This is a genomic window from Planomonospora corallina (genome assembly GCF_042650625.1).
GTDB classification, from domain to species: domain Bacteria; phylum Actinomycetota; class Actinomycetes; order Streptosporangiales; family Streptosporangiaceae; genus Planomonospora_B; species Planomonospora_B corallina.
This window is the reverse complement of record NZ_JBHSBM010000036.1, coordinates 99,895-115,388: the sequence shown is the minus strand read 5'-3', so window position 1 is coordinate 115,388 and position 15,494 is coordinate 99,895. Positions and strand designations below refer to the sequence as shown.

Here is a 15,494-nt window from a genome sequence, read left to right as displayed (position 1 = left end):
GATGGTACTGCACTCGGGAGGGTGTGGGAGAGTAGGTCGCCGCCGGACATTCTTTATACGAGGGCCCCCGCCTGTGGCGGGGGTTTTCGTGTTTTCTGAAACGTTTCCATTCGGCTTCGCGGTCGTTCTGGCGAGGGAGGCCCTGGCGGAGCGTTGTGTCTCCTCATCGGGCTTTCTCTTGTTCTTCGTCCACCAGTACATAGGTCTCGAGGCGCAGGGTGTCCTGACTTTTCTCTACCGCGACGATTCGGATCTGGGCATGCCTTCCCTTGGTGGTCAGTACGCATGAGCTCCAATGAAAGACTTTATCCTCGGAGCCGTTGATGCCGGCAGCCATCTTGCCGATGCTTATGCCGTTCCGTGCCTCATAGTCGTCATGCATTCCGCATTTTCTTAGATCGCCGGCCAGTCGGTGTTGCGACTGGGAGAACTCGACCCCGTTTCCGGGTGGAGAGCCGACGAGATCGCTGTTCAGGAGACCGAAATCACCATCCAGCCGTTCTGATTCTTCCTTGGTCTCCGGGCACCCTTGGGTATCCAGGTCACGTGGCAGGGGCGGGGTCTGGGAGTCGGTCTCTGTCGTGAGGACGAATTTGCATGTCGCACCCCCTCTGCGTCTCCACGGATCGTCGGTTCCTGATGCGTCCGAGGAGGCGGGTAGGGCTCCGCCCGATTTCGGTTTGGATTCTTCCGACGTGATCGTTTCCGTTATCGTTGGGGTCGGTTTCGCCTTGGCTTCATCGCGCTCCTGGTTCATCGCGACCCGATACGTGACAAAAGAAGAGACGATCCCTACCGCAACAGTCGCGATGGCGCCCACTATGCCTACTTGCAGCGCGGTTTTTCGCGCGATCTGCGCCTGCTCTATCTGCCCGCTTCGGGCTATTTGAGCTGCTTCTATTGCAGAATCCGGTTTGTCTGAAATGTCGTTTGATTGCGTCATCTTTCCTCCAACTGGAGAAAGATACCGCCATCATGTCGGCGCTGTGATCGTTTCGTCCGGCTCCGGTAATCATGATCGGATGGGCCGGAGGCAGCAGAGCAGACCGTCAGGTGGTGAAGGACGACGCCATCTCGTCCAGGATCTCGTCCATCACGTCCGCCGGCGGGCGCGCGGACTCCTCCTTCAGCCACATCTGCGCGGCGAGCCGCAACGAGGTGAGGAAGGCGGCCGCGATGACCCACGGTCGCACTCCCGGAGGATGCTCCCGTTCGGCCACGGCCAGAGTGAGATCGTCCTCCAGCGCGGAGTGGTTGGCGAGCTGGCGGGCGAGCAGGGAAGGGTGCTGCTGGGCCAGCCGGGTACGGATCGCCAGCTCCCGGTCGGGGTTGGCCAGGGTGTCGCGCATGTCGTGGACGGCCGCCCGCAGCGCGGTCCATGCCGGTTCCTCCGCGGGGCGGTTGCGTACGCTCTGGACCAGGGCCTGGATCTGCTGCTCGTCGCGGTAGAGCAGCGCGTCCTCCTTGCCGCCGAAGTAGTTGAAGAACGTCCTGCGCGAGATGCCCACCTCGTCCGCGATCGCCTCGATCGTGACGTGGTCGAAACCGTGCTCGAGGGACAGGCGCAGGGTCGCCTCGTGCAGGGCCTGCCGGGTGGCGGCCTTCTTGCGTTCGCGGAGTCCCATGCCGTTGTCCATGCGACCATCATTCTATGGAGAAAAAATGCACAATATGCAATTTTGTACATAATTGATGCTCTCTATCCTAGTGGTGCTGGTCGTGGAGGTTCTGCGACAGGGGAGCGGTGGTGGTGCGCTCGGCTCCCCATCCGGTGGATCGAGGCGGCCTCGCCCCGGACGGAGCGGGTCGTGGCCCGGCCGTCGCGGCGGCTCGCGCGCCCCGGAGATCCGGGCCGGCCGGCGGGCGGACGGGCGCAGAAAGCGGTCCGGGGTCCGGAGAAGGTCACCGGAGAAGACGGAGCAGATCCCACTCGGTCTCGCAGACGCGGCGGCCGATCGCGGCCAGCTCCACCGATCGGGCGCCGCCGCTCAGGTGCCGTATGGCCTGCATGACGCAGATGACGCCCCACTTGAGCACGCCGAAGATCTCCCACCAGCGCAGCGCGTCCGGATCCACCCGGTGCCCGCTCGCCTGCTCGTAGGCCTCGACGAGCTCGCCGTACTCGCCGAACCCGCCGACCGGCAGCGGCGAGCCGAATCTCCACGACCTCACGCACAACCATCCGAGGTCCTCCAGAGGATCGCCGGGGTGGGCCAGTTCCCAGTCCAGCACCGCCCTCACGCCATCGGGGCCGATGATCAGATTGCCGTTGCGGAAGTCGCCGTGCACGACGGTGACCCGGTCGCCCGCGGGCCGGGACGCGGCCAGGCGCAGGAAGGCGAGCTCGAAGACCGGGTGCGGTTGCCCGGTCAGGTCCAGCAGGTCACGCCAGGTCGCCAGCGGATCGTCCGGTACGGCCCGCGGCCCCGGCACGGAGTCCTGAGGCAGGCAGGAGAGCGGCATCCGATGGATCGCGGCCAGGATCTCCCCGCACCGTGCCGCGAGCCGGGGACGCACGGCGGCGAACGCCTCGTCCCGGAGGATCTTGCGAGGGATCGTCTCCCCGGCCACCCGGGTCATCAGGATGTGCCTGTCACCGGCCGACAGGACCCGGGGAACCGGTACGCCGGCCGTCGCGGCGGCCCGCATCAGCTCGGCCTCCCGAGCCAGCCCGATCCCCGTCCCGGGCGGGGAGCCGGGGGAGTCCAGACGCAGGACCAGCTCGTGGACGGCCCCGGCGGGGTCCACCGCGTCGAGCGCCCAGGTCTCGCGGGACGCCCCGCCCGGCAACCGCACGCCCGCGGTGACCGTCGTCCCCTCGCCGAGGGCCTCGCCGAGGACGGCCGCCCGGTGCGCGGCTCCGGGCCCGTCCGCCCATCCGGTTCCTGCGCCGGCGCCGTCCGCCGCTCTGGGCTCGCTCATCACCGCAGGCCGAACTCCCAGTTGCCGCCGGCGGCGTACTCGCCGAGGATCCGGCGGCCGACCGCGTCGATGTGCACCTCGTCCGGGCCGTCGTAGACGCGTGCGGCGCGGGCGTGCCGGTACATCCGGTCCAGGGGCGTGTCGGGCGTCAGCCCTGCGGCGCCGTACACCTGGACGGCCCGGTCGACCACGTTGTGCAGCATCCGCGCCCCGGCCACCTTGACGGCGCCGATCTCCACCCGCGCCTGCTCTCCGCGGTCGATCGCCCGGGCGGCGTGCAGGGTCAGCAGCCGGGCCGACTGGATCTCGGTGTAGGAGTCGAACACGTGCTGCCGCATCAGCTGCCGGTCCGCCAGCGGCCGGCCGGAGGAACTGCGCTCGTGCAGGCGGCGGCACATCAGGTCGAAGGCCCGCTGGGCCTGGCCGAGCCAGCGCATGCAGTGGAAGATCCGGCCCGGGCCCAGCCGCCGCTGGGCGATGACGAACCCCTGGCCGCGCGGGCCGAGGAGGTTGGCGGCGGGCACGCGGACGTTCTCGTAGCGGACCTCGCAGTGGCCGCCGTCGAGGCCGAGCACGGGCGTGTCGCGGACGATCGTGTATCCGGGCGTGTCGGTCGGCACGAGGATCATCGAGAAGGCCAGGTGCGGCGGGGCGTCCGGCTCGGTGCGGCACATGACGGTCGTGTACGCGGCCCGGTCCGCGCCGGTGGTGAACCACTTGTGGCCGTTGATCACCCATTCGTCGCCGTCGAGCACGGCCTCGGTCCGCAGCTGGGTGGGGTCGCTGCTGGAGACGGCCGGTTCGGTCATCGCGAAGCTCGGCCAGATCTCCGCCCTGACCAGTGGCTCGAGGAACCTCGCACGCTGCTCGGGCCCGGCGAACTCGTGGAGCATCAGCGAGTCCTGCAGGGTGAACGTGCCGAGCGCCAGCTGCCCGAACTCGCTGCGCCCCTGGACCTCGTTGACGTAGACGTAGTCGAGGAAGGGCAGGCCGCCGCCGCCCAGCTCGGCGGGGTGGCCCAGGGCCCAGAGCCCCTCCTTCCTCGCCTCCTCCTGGAGCTCGCGCAGGACCGCCGCGGCCTCGGGCCCGACCCGGTGCAGGACGTCCTCGGCGGGCTCGACCCGCTCAGTTATGAACGCGTGGACGGCGTCGCGGAGCGGGCGCACGCTGTCGGGGACGGCGAAGGTCATGCGATGATCTCACCCGAGATTCGTTGCCGGGTCAACGGATAAGGAGCCACTTATGTCGCAGGGCAGGTCATCGCACGTTCCGCGGACGCCGCAGGAGCCGCGGACGCCGCAGGGACCGGGGACGCCGCAGGGACCGGGGACGCCGTCGCCGGCCGCTCCCGGCCCCCACGACGTCCCGTCCGCGGCCCGGCTCGTCGCCGCCGTCCGCGACTTCCTGGAGAGCGATGTGCTCCCCGCCGTCGACGGCCGGGTGCGTTTCCACACCCGGGTCGCGGTCAACGTGCTCGGCATGGTGGAGCGGGAGCTCGAGTTCGGGCCGGACCAGGCCGCCGCCCACGCCGCCCGCCTGGAAGGGCTCGGCTTCACCTCCGACGCCGAGCTCGCCTCCGCCGTCCGCGCGGGGCTGGACCATCCCGCTCTCGTCGCGGCCCTGACCGGGGCCGTCCGGGACAAGCTCGCGGTGGCGAACCCGTCCTACCTCGACGACTGACGGCCGGGCGGTGGCACGCCGGGGCCGGACCCCCGCTCGCCGTCCCTCCTGACACGGGTACGGCCCGCACCGCCACCGCGAGGTGCGGGCCGTACCGGGACCCGGAGCGCTCCGGGCGTCAGTGGTCCAGGTCCAGGTCCTTGACGCGGGGGTCGCCCTCGTCGGCGAAGTAGTGGTCGCGGTGGGTGGCGTCGTCACCGTCGGCGAGCCTCGCGGCGCGGGCGACGACCGTGCCGAGGGCCGCGACGGCCAGGTTCACGGCCAGGGCGAGGATGCCCGCGTAGATGGTCATCTTCGTGTCCAGGCCGAGCTTCTCCAGCGGGAAGGCCGAGCCGGCGAAGTGGGCCTTGGTCGGGCTGGAGACGTTGTAGAGCATGACCATGCCGGCGGTCATGCCCGCGACCCACCCGGCGATCAGGCCGCCCCGGTGGAACCAGCGGGTGTACAGGCCCAGGGCCACCGCCGGGAGCGTCTGCAGGATGATGACGCCGCCGATGAGCTGCAGGTCGATGGAGAATCCGGTGTCCAGGAAGAGGATGCAGGCCACCGCGCCGACCTTCACCAGCAGCGAGGTGATCTTGGAGACGCGGGCCTCGTCGGCGTCGCTCGCGGCGGGCTTGATGTACTCCTTGTAGATGTTCCGGGTGAACAGGTTCGCCGCGGCGATCGACATGATCGCGGCGGGGACCAGGGCGCCGATGCCGACCGCGGCGTAGGCCACGCCGGTGAACCAGTCGGGGAACATCTTGTCGAACAGCTGCGGCACGATCGTGTTGTTGTCCTTGCCGATCGGCTGGACCCCGGCCGCGATGGCCATGTAGCCGAGCAGCGCGATCAGGCCGAGCAGCAGGCTGTAGGCGGGCAGCGCGGACATGTTCCGCTTGATGACGTCGCGGTTCTTCGAGGCCAGCACGCCGGTGACGCTGTGCGGGTACAGGAACAGCGCCAGCGCCGAGCCGAAGGCCAGCGTGACGTACTGCAGCTGGTTGTTCGCGTTGAGCAGGATGCCGTCGGGCGCCGGGGTGGCGTCGAACTTCGCCTGGGCGGCGTCGAAGATGGAGTCCCAGCCACCCAGCTTGGCCGGGATGACGATGACGGCGGCCAGGATCACGATGTAGATCAGCGTGTCCTTGACGAAGGCGATCAGCGCGGGGGCGCGCAGGCCCGACTGGTAGGTGTAGGCCGCCAGGATCGCGAACGCGATGACGATCGGCAGGTGGCCGGTGACGCCCATCGACTTCAGCACGGCCTCGATGCCGACGAGCTGCAGCGCGATGTACGGCATGGTCGCCGCGATGCCGGTGACCGCGATCAGCAGCGCCAGCGTGGGCGAGCCGAACCGGGCCCGGACGAAGTCGGCCGGGGTGACGAAACCGTGGATGTGCGAGACCGACCAGAGACGGACCAGCACCAGGAACACCATCGGATAGATCACGACGGTGTACGGCACCGCGAAGAAGCCCATCGCGCCCGCGCCCCAGAGCAGGGCGGGCACGGCCACGAAGGTGTAGGCGGTGTAGAGGTCGCCGCCGACGAGGAACCAGGTGATCCACGAGCCGAAGCTCCGGCCGCCCAGCCCCCACTCGTCCAGGGTGGCCAGGTCGTCCGGGCGGCGCCAGCGCGAGGCCACGAATCCCATGCCGCTGACGACCGCGAAAAGGACGGTGAATATGATGATTTCGGTCAGGTGCTCCTGCATGCGGTCACCGCCCCCGCTTCGTCATCCGGTAGACGACCGTGGTGGTGGCGACGCCGACCGCGATGAAGGCGAGCTGGAGCCAGTAGAAGAGCGGGAAGCCGAACAGCCGGGGCTCGTCGGCGTTGAAGAGGAAGGGCAGCAGCGGCAGGACGATCGGTACGAGCAGCAGCCAGTTCCACGGGCTGTGGTCGCTCCGCTCCCCGTTCGGTGTGGTCAACGCGATCTCCTCGTGGTGGAGAGAGCCGGTCGGCCATGACCGGCCCTTGAGCTGTCCGGAGAGTAACCACGTGATCGTTTCGCTGCGGTCACCGCGCGCCCAGTGGACCCGTCGGCGCGGCGAACGGTCCCGTCCCCGGCCGCGGCGTTCCGTCCGCCGAGGTCGCACGCCCGCTCCCCGCCCGCCGTACCGCTCCGGCGACCGGTTCCCCCCGCTCGCCGCACCCTGTCCGCACCGCTCTTGACAGGAACGCGTGCCGTCCTGGCGGGACCGGGCGGCCGCGGGCCGGATGCGGGGCCTTCCTGGGCGCGGCGGGTCAGGCGGTCGAGGAGGGGTCCTCCTCGACGGCGACCGGTACGCCTCCAAGGAGCGCCTCGGGAAAACATGACAGGAGATGGCCTCTTTTCCTGATGGCATCGTGGCCATGGAGATGCCACTGAGAGGAAAGGTCGCCCTGGTCGCCGGGGCGACGCGGGGGACCGGCCGGGCGATCGCGGTCGAGCTGGGCGCCGCCGGGGCCACCGTCTACTGCACCGGCCGTACGACGCGCGGGCAGCGCTCGGAGATGGACCGGCCGGAGACCATCGAGGAGACGGCCGAGCGGGTGACCCGGGCCGGCGGCGAGGGGATCGCCGTCCAGGTCGACCACCTGGAGCCGGACCAGGTGGAGGCGCTGGTGGAGCGGGTCGACCGCGAGCACGGCCGGCTCGACGTGCTGGTCAACGACATCTGGGGCGGCGACAAGTTCGCGGCCTGGGACACGCCGGTCTGGGAGCACCCCCTGGACGACGGGCTGCGCCTGCTCCGCCTCGCCGTCGACACCCACCTGATCACCAGCCACTTCGCGCTGCCCCTGCTCATCCGCAACCCCGGCGGCCTGCTCGTCGAGGTCACCGACGGCACCTGGGAGTACAACGCAGACCACTACCGGGTCTCCTGCTTCTACGACCTGGCGAAGGTCGCGGTGAACCGGCTCGGCTTCTCCCAGGCGCACGAGCTGCGCCCGCACGGCTGTACCGCCGTCTCCCTGACGCCCGGCTGGCTCCGCTCGGAGATGATGCTGGAGATCTACGGCGTCACCGAGGAGAACTGGCGCGACGCCACCGCCAAGGAACCGCACTTCGTGATCTCGGAGTCGCCCGCCTTCACCGGGCGCGCGGTCGTCGCGCTGGCCGCCGACCCGGACCGGGAACGCTGGTCGGGGCAGTCCCTGTCCAGCGGGCGGCTGGCCCGGGTGTACGGCTTCACCGACGTCGACGGCACCCGGCCGGACGCCTGGCGCTACATCGTCGAGGTCCAGGAGGCGGGCAGGCCGGCCGACGACACCGGCTACCGCTGAGCCCGGGAGCGCCGGCGCCCCGCAGGGGGGACGGCGCTCCCCGCCGGGCCGTCCCGGGCCGTCCCGGCGTCCGTCCCGGCGTCCGTCCCGGCGTCCGGTCCGGCGTCCGGTCCGGCGTCCTGCCGGGGGTCCGCCGGGGCCGGGCCGTACAGGCGGGACGTGCGGGCGGCGGCCCCGGCGAGGCGGGCGCGCAGGGAGGGCGGGCCGACGACCTCGGCCTCCGGCCCGAAGCGGAGCAGCTGGCCGTAGGCGATCTCGGAGGACTCGACGGGCAGGCTGAGCGTGGTCCAGCCCTCCTCGTCGGGTTCCCCGGCCGAGGCCAGGGCCTCGCCGAGCGCCGCCGGGTCGGCCACGTGCCGGAGCGCGCGCAGGCCGGCGGGGCTGAGCCGTACGGTGACGCGCTCGGTGAGCAGGGAGCGGGCGAACTCCGCGGCCCGCCCGGCCCAGAAGGCCGCCAGGTCGAAGTCGCGGTCCCGGTCGAAGCGCCGGTCGGTGTGGACGGTGACGGCGGAGAAGCGGTCCACCCGGTAGATCGCCGAGCGGGTCGCCAGATACCAGACCCCCGCCTTGAGCACGAGCCCGTACGGCTCCAGCACCCGCTCGGCGTCCCGGTAGCGCGCGCCGACCGGATGGTCTCCCCAGACCGCCCTGGCCAGCGGGGCCAGCGGCTCCGGCGGCGGGCGCTCGCTGGCGAACCAGCCGGGGGCGTCGAGGTGGAAGCGCTGCGCCGCCGTGGCGGGGGCGTCGCGCAGGGTGGGGGAGAGCGCCGCCGAGGCCTTGAGCCGGGCGGTGGCGGCCACCTCGCCCAGGCCCATCTCCCGCAGCGCCTCCGGCACGCCGGACAGGAACAGCGCCTCGGCCTCGACCCGGTCCAGGCCGGTCAGGCGGGTCCGGTAGCCGTCCAGCAACCGGTAGCCGCCGCCGCGCCCCCGGTCGGCGTAGACCGGGATGCCGGCCTCCGACAGGGCGAGCACGTCCCGGTGCACGGTCCGCTCGGAGACCTCCAGCTCCCGGGCCAGCTCGGCGGCGGTCATGCCGCCCCGCGCCTGGAGCAGCAGGACCAACGACACCAGCCTGGCCGCGCGCACGCGCCGACTCTAACGCCGTTCCCCCCCGCGGCCGTCCTCTCCCGGCCTCCCCGGCCCCGCCGTTCCCGTACGGCGCCGCGCGGGCGGCCGGGTCAGCGGGGCACGAGGGGGAGGACGACCGCGGAGGGGTGGCCGGGGTCGTGCAGGACCTCCTGCTCGGCGACCACCATGGCGCCGTCCGCGCCGAGCAGGTCTCCGGTGCCCAGGTTGCGCGCGACGCGCGGGTAGGCGCCGCTCGCCACGTGTACGCGGATGCGGTGACCGCGGCGGAACCGGTGACCGATCGGCCACAGGTCGACCTCGACCCGGCGGACGCCGTCGGCGTCGGGGAGCGGGGTCCCGGAGGTCAGCCGCCGCACGCCCTCGCACACGTTGTAGGAGGCGCCGCCGGGGTGCACGTCGCAGACCCGGACCACGACGTCGGTGTGCCGGGTGCTGGAGCGCAGGTACAGCTCGGCGGTGACCGGGCCGATCATGTCGGTGTCCTCGCGGAGCTCGGGGCCGGTGTAGACGAGCACGTCGCGCCGGGCCTCCAGCCGCCGCTGGTCGCGCGGCTCGGAGTTGCCGAGCAGCACCGGGCCGCCCAGCGCCGGGGTGGGATGCGCGGGGTCGTAGCGGTAGCGGTCCGGCTCCGCGTGCCCCGGGCCGGCGGGGTCGAGCCCGCGGCCCGCCTGCAGGTGCCAGCGCTGCGGCCGCATGCCCGGCACCGGCCAGTCGGGGTAGTCGCGCCAGGTGTCCGCGCCCGTCACGAAGAGCCGGACCGGCTGCTCGCGCAGCCCCGACGCGTCCCCCATCAGGTGCGCCCGGAACCAGATCAGCGCGTCGGCGTTGGCCGCCCGGGTCTGCCGGATGTCCGTGTGGTACCAGGGACCGATGGTCAGCTGGGGCCGGCGCCCGGCGGCCCGCTGCGCCAGATAGTCCTTCACCTGCCACGGCAGGAAGATGTCGTACCAGCCGCCGAGCATGGTGACCGCGGCGTCCACCTCGCCCACCGAGGCGGAGAAGTCGCGCCGGTCCCAGTAGGCTGCCGGGGCGGAGTGGTGCGCCAGCAGGTCCTGGAAGAAGGGCACGGCCCTGCCCGCCGAGAGCAGGTCCAGCTCGCTCAGCGGGCGCCCCGAGAGCGCGGCGCGCCGGGTGCGGCGCGGGGCCGTCAGCGCCCCGAACGGGCTGTCGATGGTGGCGGTCAGCGTGCTCCAGATCAGTGACGACTCCAGGGCGAAGGCCCCGCCCACGTAGGCGGCGTCCCGGAACTGCGAGGCGGTCACCGAGGTGGCCATGGCTCGCAGGTCGGGGCCGGCGAACGCGGCGATGGCCCACTGGGCGTAGCCGAGGTAGGAGGGGCCGTGCATCGCCAGGACCCCGCCGTACCAGGGCTGCTCGCGCAGCCAGGCCAGGGTGGCCAGCCCGTCCTCGTGCTCGTCGAGCGGGCTCGGCACGCCGCCGGAGCCGAAGCAGCCCCGGCAGCTCTGCATGATCACCTGGAACCCGTGCCGGGCGAAGGCCCGGCCGTACATGAGCCCGAACATCCCGCGCCTGCCGTACGGCGAGCGGATCAGGATGGTGGGCGGCCGGACGGCTCCCCTGGGGACGTAGCGGTCGGCGAGCAGGACCGCGCCGTCGGGCATCGGGACCGGGAGATCGCGCTCGACCGTCACCCGGTGGATGGACTGCGGTCGCATGGACCGGCCCGGCCAACTCGGCCACGTCGTCACCATGTGCCTCACCTCACCCGGCTTCTTACCCACCAGTAATAGAACAAAGGTCTCTCTTTGGGCAGGAACCGGCAAGAGAGGATGTCTGCTCCATTTCCTCGCAGGAGGAATGAAATCCTCCGGGAGATCCACGCCCGCTCCCCGTTCGGGGACCGTGCCGGAGAGGACTCCGCGGGGTCGCCGGTGGGCGGCCGGAGCGCTGGGTCGGGCTACGGTCGCGTAGGGTGCCGATCGCGCGGCAAACTATCGCGACATGTCAGCAATAACCTCGTATGTCGCTCTTGGGGACAGCTTCACCGAGGGCCTGAACGACCACCTCGACGGCGACCGCTACCGCGGCTGGGCCGACCGGCTGGCCGAGACGCTGGCCGCCCGCGAGCCGGGTTTCCGCTATGCCAACCTCGCCGTCCGCGGCCGTCTGATCGGGCAGATCGTCTCCGAGCAGGTCCCCCAGGCCGAGGCCCTGGCCCCCGGCCTGGTCTCGCTCTGCGCCGGAGGGAACGACATCCTGCGCCCGGGCAGCGACCCCGACGCGGTCGCCGCGCAACTGGACGGCGCCGTGGCCCGGCTGCGCGCCACCGGCGCCCGGGTGCTGCTCTTCACCGGCTTCGACATCCGCCAGGTGCCGGTCATGCGCCTGGTCCACCACAAGGTGGCCGTCTACAACCTGCACATCCACGACATCGCCGCCCGCAACGGCTGCACGCTCGTGGACCTGTGGGCGATGAACGTGCTCCGCGACCGGCGCGCCTGGAGCGAGGACCGCCTCCACCTGTCCGCCGACGGGCACCGCCGCATCGCGCTGCGCGCCGCCGAGGTCCTCGGCCTGCCCGCCGCCGAGGACTGGCGCGAGCCGTACCCGCCGCTGGACCCGGCGGTCTGGGCCGAGGCCCGCCGCGAGGACCTGCGCTGGGCCCGGAGCTTCCTGGTCCCGTGGATCAACCGCCGCCTGCAGGGCCGCTCCTCCGGAGACGGAGTGGACCCCAAGCGACCCGAACTCGCGCCTGTCGCCAAGGATGTTGCCTGACCACGGAGAACGCCGCTACTCTTGCGGGCATGCGAAACCCCGGCAACCTGCAGTGGTGGCGCCGCTTCTAGGCGGCGCAGGTTTCGCATACGCGAGCAGATGACGGCCGCCCGGGGAGGCGGCCTTTTCTGTGTCCGCCCCCTGGGCTTCGGGAAGACCACACGAGGGGCGAGACAGCAGTGGAGACGAGCGGATATACCACCGCGGCAGGCATCAAGGTCGAGGTCGAGACGGCCGACGTTCCGGAGAGCATCCTCGAGGACGTCGTCGGCACGCTCGGTGAGCGGCGCGGCGGCGTCCTCTCCTCCGGGATGGAGTACCCCGGCCGCTACAGCCGGTGGCACCTGGCCTACGTCGACCCCTGCCTGGAGATCACGGCCCGGGGCCGCACCATCGCCGCCCGCGCGCTCAACGACCGGGGCCGCGTCGTGCTGCCCGCCGTCGCCTCCTGCCTGCTCGCCGCGGGCGAGCCCGTCTCCGAGCCGTCGGCCGGCTACGTCGAGGTGCACGTCCCCGAGTCCGGCGAGATCCTCCCCGAGGAGATGCGCAGCCGCAGGCCCACCGTCTTCACCGCGATCCGCGAGGTCATCGCGGCCTTCAAGGGAGACGACGAGCACCTGGGCCTGTACGGCGCCTTCGGCTACGACCTGGCCTTCCAGTTCGAGCCGATCCGGCAGGTGCTGACCCGCGCCGGTGACCAGCGCGACCTGGTCCTGCACCTGCCCGACCGGATCATGGTGATCGACCGCAAGCGGGAGACCAGCAAGGAGTACCGCTACGAGTTCACCGTGAACGGCGCCTCCACCCGCGGCCTGCCCCGCGAGGGCGAGGTCGTCCCCCTGCCGCCCGCTCCCGCCGAGCTCCCGCCGAACCCCGTCAAGGGCGCCTACGCCGAGGTCGTCGCCGCGGCCAAGGAGAGGTTCGCCCGCGGCGACCTGTTCGAGGTCGTGCCCGGGCAGGTCTTCCACGCCCCCTGCACCGACCCGGCCGCCTTCTACCGGGGGCTGCGCAAGGCCAACCCCGCCCCCTACGAGTTCCTGTTCAACCTCGGCGAGGGCGAGCACCTGGTCGGCGCCTCCCCGGAGATGTACGTCCGGGTCAGCGGCGACCGCGTCGAGACCTGCCCGATCTCCGGCACCATCGCCCGCGGCGGCAACCCCGTCGAGGACGCCGAGGCCATCCGCACCCTCCTGTCCAGCGTGAAGGAGGAGTCGGAGCTGACCATGTGCACCGACGTGGACCGCAACGACAAGTCCCGCATCTGCGTGCCCGGCAGCGTCCAGGTCATCGGCCGCCGGCAGATCGAGATGTACTCGCGGCTGATCCACACCGTCGACCACATCGAGGGCCGCCTCCGCCCCGGGTTCGACGCCCTCGACGCCTTCCTCACCCACATGTGGGCCGTCACCGTCACCGGCGCGCCCAAGACCTGGGCCATGCAGTTCATCGAGGACCACGAGGCCACCACCCGCCGCTGGTACGGCGGCGCGGTCGGCTACATCGGCTTCGACGGCTCCATGAACACCGGCCTGACCCTGCGCACCGCGCAGATCCGCGGCGGCGTCGCCACCGTCCGGGCCGGCGCCACGCTGCTGTTCGACTCCGACCCCGACGCCGAGGAGCGGGAGACCGAGCTCAAGGCCAGCGCCCTGCTCGGCGCCCTCGCCGCGGTCGGCGCCCCGCAGGCCGCGGCGCAGGAACGGGAGCAGGCGGAGTCCGCGCTGCCCGGCGAGGGCATGAAGGTCCTCCTGGTCGACCACGAGGACTCCTTCGTCAACACCCTCGCCGACTACTTCCGCCAGCAGGGCGCCGAGGTCGTCACGCTCCGGCACGGCTTCCCCACCGGGATGATCGACGAGATCGCGCCCTCGCTCGTGGTGCTCTCACCCGGCCCCGGCTGGCCCTCGGACTTCGGCCTGCCCGCCCTGGTCGGCGAGCTGTACACCCGCGACCTGCCGGTCTTCGGCGTCTGCCTCGGCCTGCAGGGCATGGTGGAGCAGGCCGGCGGCACGCTGGAGCTGCTGTCCTACCCCGAGCACGGCAAGCGCGGGCAGGTCAAGCGCCTGGGTGACAGCGCCCTGCTGGACGGGCTGCCCGAGGAGTTCGTCGCCGCCCGCTACCACTCGCTCCACGCCAAGCAGCCCGGCGTCGACGGCTTCGCCGTCACCGCCCTGACCCCCGACGGCGCGGTCATGGCCATCGAGGACGTCGAGCGGCGCCGCTTCGCCGTGCAGTTCCACCCCGAGTCGATCCTCACCGCCGAGGGCGGCGCCGGGGCGAAGATCATCGCCAACGTCCTGCGGCTCTCCCGCGGGAAGGGCTGAGGCGTCCCCGGCGGAGCGCTCCGGCGGACGCTCCCGCCCACGGGCGGCTCCCCCCGGGCACTCCGGGGAGGGCGGCCGCCTCCGCCGGATCGGACGCGGCCGGACCTTCTCGCGGGCGGGTGCGCCGAAACGGCGGCGCGGACACGCTCGGTAGTCGTACAGTTGCTCCTGGCATGAGGCTGCGGGCGGACCGGTCGGACCGGTCCGCCCGCGGGCGTGTGAGAGGAGCCACGATGCGACCGCAGGACGCGCTGCCGGAGGGGCTGCCCGCCGCGCTGCCCGACGGTGTCCGGGAGGCACTGCTGGCGCCGCTCGTCGACCACCACTGCCGCGGCGTGCGCCGCGACGACCTGGTCCGGGCCCGGTTCGAGCCGCTGATCACCGAGTCGGACGGCCCCGCACCGCCCGGCACGACGCACTTCGACACACCCGCCGGCGCCGCGATCCGCCGCTGGTGCGCCCCGCTCCTCGACCTGGAACCGTACGCCCCGCCCGCCGTCTACCTGGCCCGGCGCGCCGAGCTCGGCCCCGAGGACGTCAACCGGCGGCTGCTGCGCGGAGCCGGGATCGCGGCCTTCCTGGTCGAGGCCGGCACGGAGGCGCCCGAGCTGCTCTCGGCGGCGGAGATGGGCCGGTACGGCGGAGCCGCGGTCGACGAGATCGTCCAGCTCGAGCAGATCGAGCACGAGGTGGCCGAGACCGCGGGCTCCGGCGTCGCCTACATCGAGACCCTGGAGACCGGGCTCGCCGAACGGGCCGCCCGCGCCACCGCGCTCACCTCGGCCATCGCCCACCACCGCGGCCTCGACTTCGACCCCGCCCGGCCGAGCCGCGGGGCCGTCATCGCCGCGGCCAACCGCCGGCTGGCCGACCCGAAGGAGCCGCTCACCGACCAGGTGCTCCTGCGCCACCTGCTCTGGACCGCGGTGGAGGTCGCCCGGGAGCGCGGCCTGCCGCTGCGCTTCCACACCGGGTACGGCGGGCGGGAGGCGGCCCCGCACCGGGCCGACCCGGCACTGCTGGCAACCTTCGCCCGCGCGCTGCAGCCGATGGGCGTGCCCGTCGTCCTGCTCGGCTGCTACCCCTTCCACCGCCAGGCCGCCTACCTCGCCGCCACCCTCCCGCACGTCTACGTGGACGCCGGGCTCGCGCTGACCGGCGCCGGGGCGGCCGCCGTCATCGGGGAGCTGCTGGAGCTCGTCCCCTTCCACAAGCAGCTGTTCGGCTCCCACGGCGGCGGGGTGGCCGAGACCTGCTACCTCGGCGCGCTGCACTACCGCAGGGGCCTGGCCCGGGCGCTCGCGCAGCGGCTGGCGGCCGACGAGTGGAGCGCCGCCGACGCGGCCCGGGTCGCCTACCTCCTCGGCTCCGGCAACGCCCGCCGCCTCTACCGGCTGTAGCCGTACCGCTCCGGCAACGCCCGCCGCCTCTACCGGCTGTAGCCGTTTCGGGAGCGGGCGCGGCCGGTCCGGTCCGGTCCCGTGTC

General features: G+C 72.2%; 13 protein-coding genes. 5 read left to right on the top strand and 8 right to left on the bottom strand.

Annotated features, from left to right (window positions below):
- Positions 1–163: 163 nt before the first annotated feature.
- From ACFOWE_RS26415 to ACFOWE_RS26400, 4 genes are all read right to left on the bottom strand, one after another.
- The gene (locus ACFOWE_RS26415) at positions 164–943 is read right to left on the bottom strand and encodes a hypothetical protein (protein ID WP_377292414.1); all 780 of its coding nucleotides are present in this window, start codon (positions 941–943) and stop codon (positions 164–166) included.
- A 106-nt stretch (positions 944–1,049) separates the two neighbouring features.
- Positions 1,050–1,637 (bottom strand): TetR/AcrR family transcriptional regulator, encoded by a 588-nt coding sequence (locus ACFOWE_RS26410; protein ID WP_377292412.1) that lies wholly within the window; start codon positions 1,635–1,637, stop codon positions 1,050–1,052.
- A 265-nt stretch (positions 1,638–1,902) separates the two neighbouring features.
- Complete coding sequence (locus ACFOWE_RS26405; protein WP_377292410.1) at positions 1,903–2,922, bottom strand: phosphotransferase family protein; 1,020 nt, start codon at positions 2,920–2,922, stop codon at positions 1,903–1,905.
- Positions 2,922–4,112 (bottom strand): acyl-CoA dehydrogenase family protein, encoded by a 1,191-nt coding sequence (locus ACFOWE_RS26400; protein ID WP_377292408.1) that lies wholly within the window; start codon positions 4,110–4,112, stop codon positions 2,922–2,924. The genes ACFOWE_RS26405 and ACFOWE_RS26400 overlap by 1 nt, the downstream gene beginning before the upstream one ends.
- A 52-nt stretch (positions 4,113–4,164) precedes the next feature.
- Between ACFOWE_RS26400 and ACFOWE_RS26395 the strand changes: the two genes are divergently transcribed.
- Positions 4,165–4,602, top strand: a complete 438-nt coding sequence (locus ACFOWE_RS26395) for a DUF6285 domain-containing protein (protein ID WP_377292406.1) — start codon at positions 4,165–4,167, stop codon at positions 4,600–4,602.
- Positions 4,603–4,720: 118 nt separating this feature from the next.
- On the opposite strand, the gene mctP is transcribed toward ACFOWE_RS26395, so the two are convergent.
- Positions 4,721–6,301, bottom strand: coding sequence for a monocarboxylate uptake permease MctP (mctP, locus tag ACFOWE_RS26390; RefSeq protein ID WP_377292404.1), 1,581 nt, complete (start codon positions 6,299–6,301; stop codon positions 4,721–4,723).
- Positions 6,302–6,305: 4 nt separating this feature from the next.
- On the bottom strand, positions 6,306–6,518 hold the full coding sequence (locus tag ACFOWE_RS26385; protein ID WP_377292402.1) for a DUF3311 domain-containing protein: 213 nt from the start codon (positions 6,516–6,518) through the stop codon (positions 6,306–6,308).
- 424 nt (positions 6,519–6,942) lie between these two features.
- Here ACFOWE_RS26385 and ACFOWE_RS26380 point away from each other — a divergent pair, with 424 nt between their 5' ends.
- Positions 6,943–7,857: an SDR family oxidoreductase gene (locus ACFOWE_RS26380; protein WP_377292400.1), complete on the top strand. Its 915-nt coding sequence runs from the start codon at positions 6,943–6,945 to the stop codon at positions 7,855–7,857.
- Here ACFOWE_RS26380 and ACFOWE_RS26375 read toward each other — a convergent pair.
- Entirely contained in the window at positions 7,848–8,945 is a 1,098-nt protein-coding gene (locus tag ACFOWE_RS26375) for a helix-turn-helix transcriptional regulator (RefSeq protein ID WP_377292398.1), read from the bottom strand. The two genes, ACFOWE_RS26380 and ACFOWE_RS26375, sit on opposite strands and share 10 nt — an antisense overlap.
- Positions 8,946–9,037: 92 nt before the next feature.
- Entirely contained in the window at positions 9,038–10,660 is a 1,623-nt protein-coding gene (locus ACFOWE_RS26370) for a CocE/NonD family hydrolase (protein WP_377292396.1), read from the bottom strand.
- A 250-nt stretch (positions 10,661–10,910) separates the two neighbouring features.
- Between ACFOWE_RS26370 and ACFOWE_RS26365 the strand changes: the two genes are divergently transcribed.
- The 3 genes from ACFOWE_RS26365 to ACFOWE_RS26355 all read left to right on the top strand — a co-directional run bounded on the left by ACFOWE_RS26365 (position 10,911) and on the right by ACFOWE_RS26355 (position 15,408).
- Entirely contained in the window at positions 10,911–11,684 is a 774-nt protein-coding gene (locus ACFOWE_RS26365; protein WP_377292394.1) for an SGNH/GDSL hydrolase family protein, read from the top strand.
- Between the two features lie 179 nt (positions 11,685–11,863).
- Complete coding sequence (locus tag ACFOWE_RS26360) at positions 11,864–14,008, top strand: anthranilate synthase component I (protein WP_377292392.1); 2,145 nt, start codon at positions 11,864–11,866, stop codon at positions 14,006–14,008.
- Positions 14,009–14,241: 233 nt separating this feature from the next.
- A complete protein-coding gene (locus ACFOWE_RS26355; RefSeq protein WP_377292390.1) occupies positions 14,242–15,408 on the top strand; it encodes an amidohydrolase family protein in 1,167 nt (388 codons plus the stop codon).
- Positions 15,409–15,494: the final 86 nt, after the last annotated feature.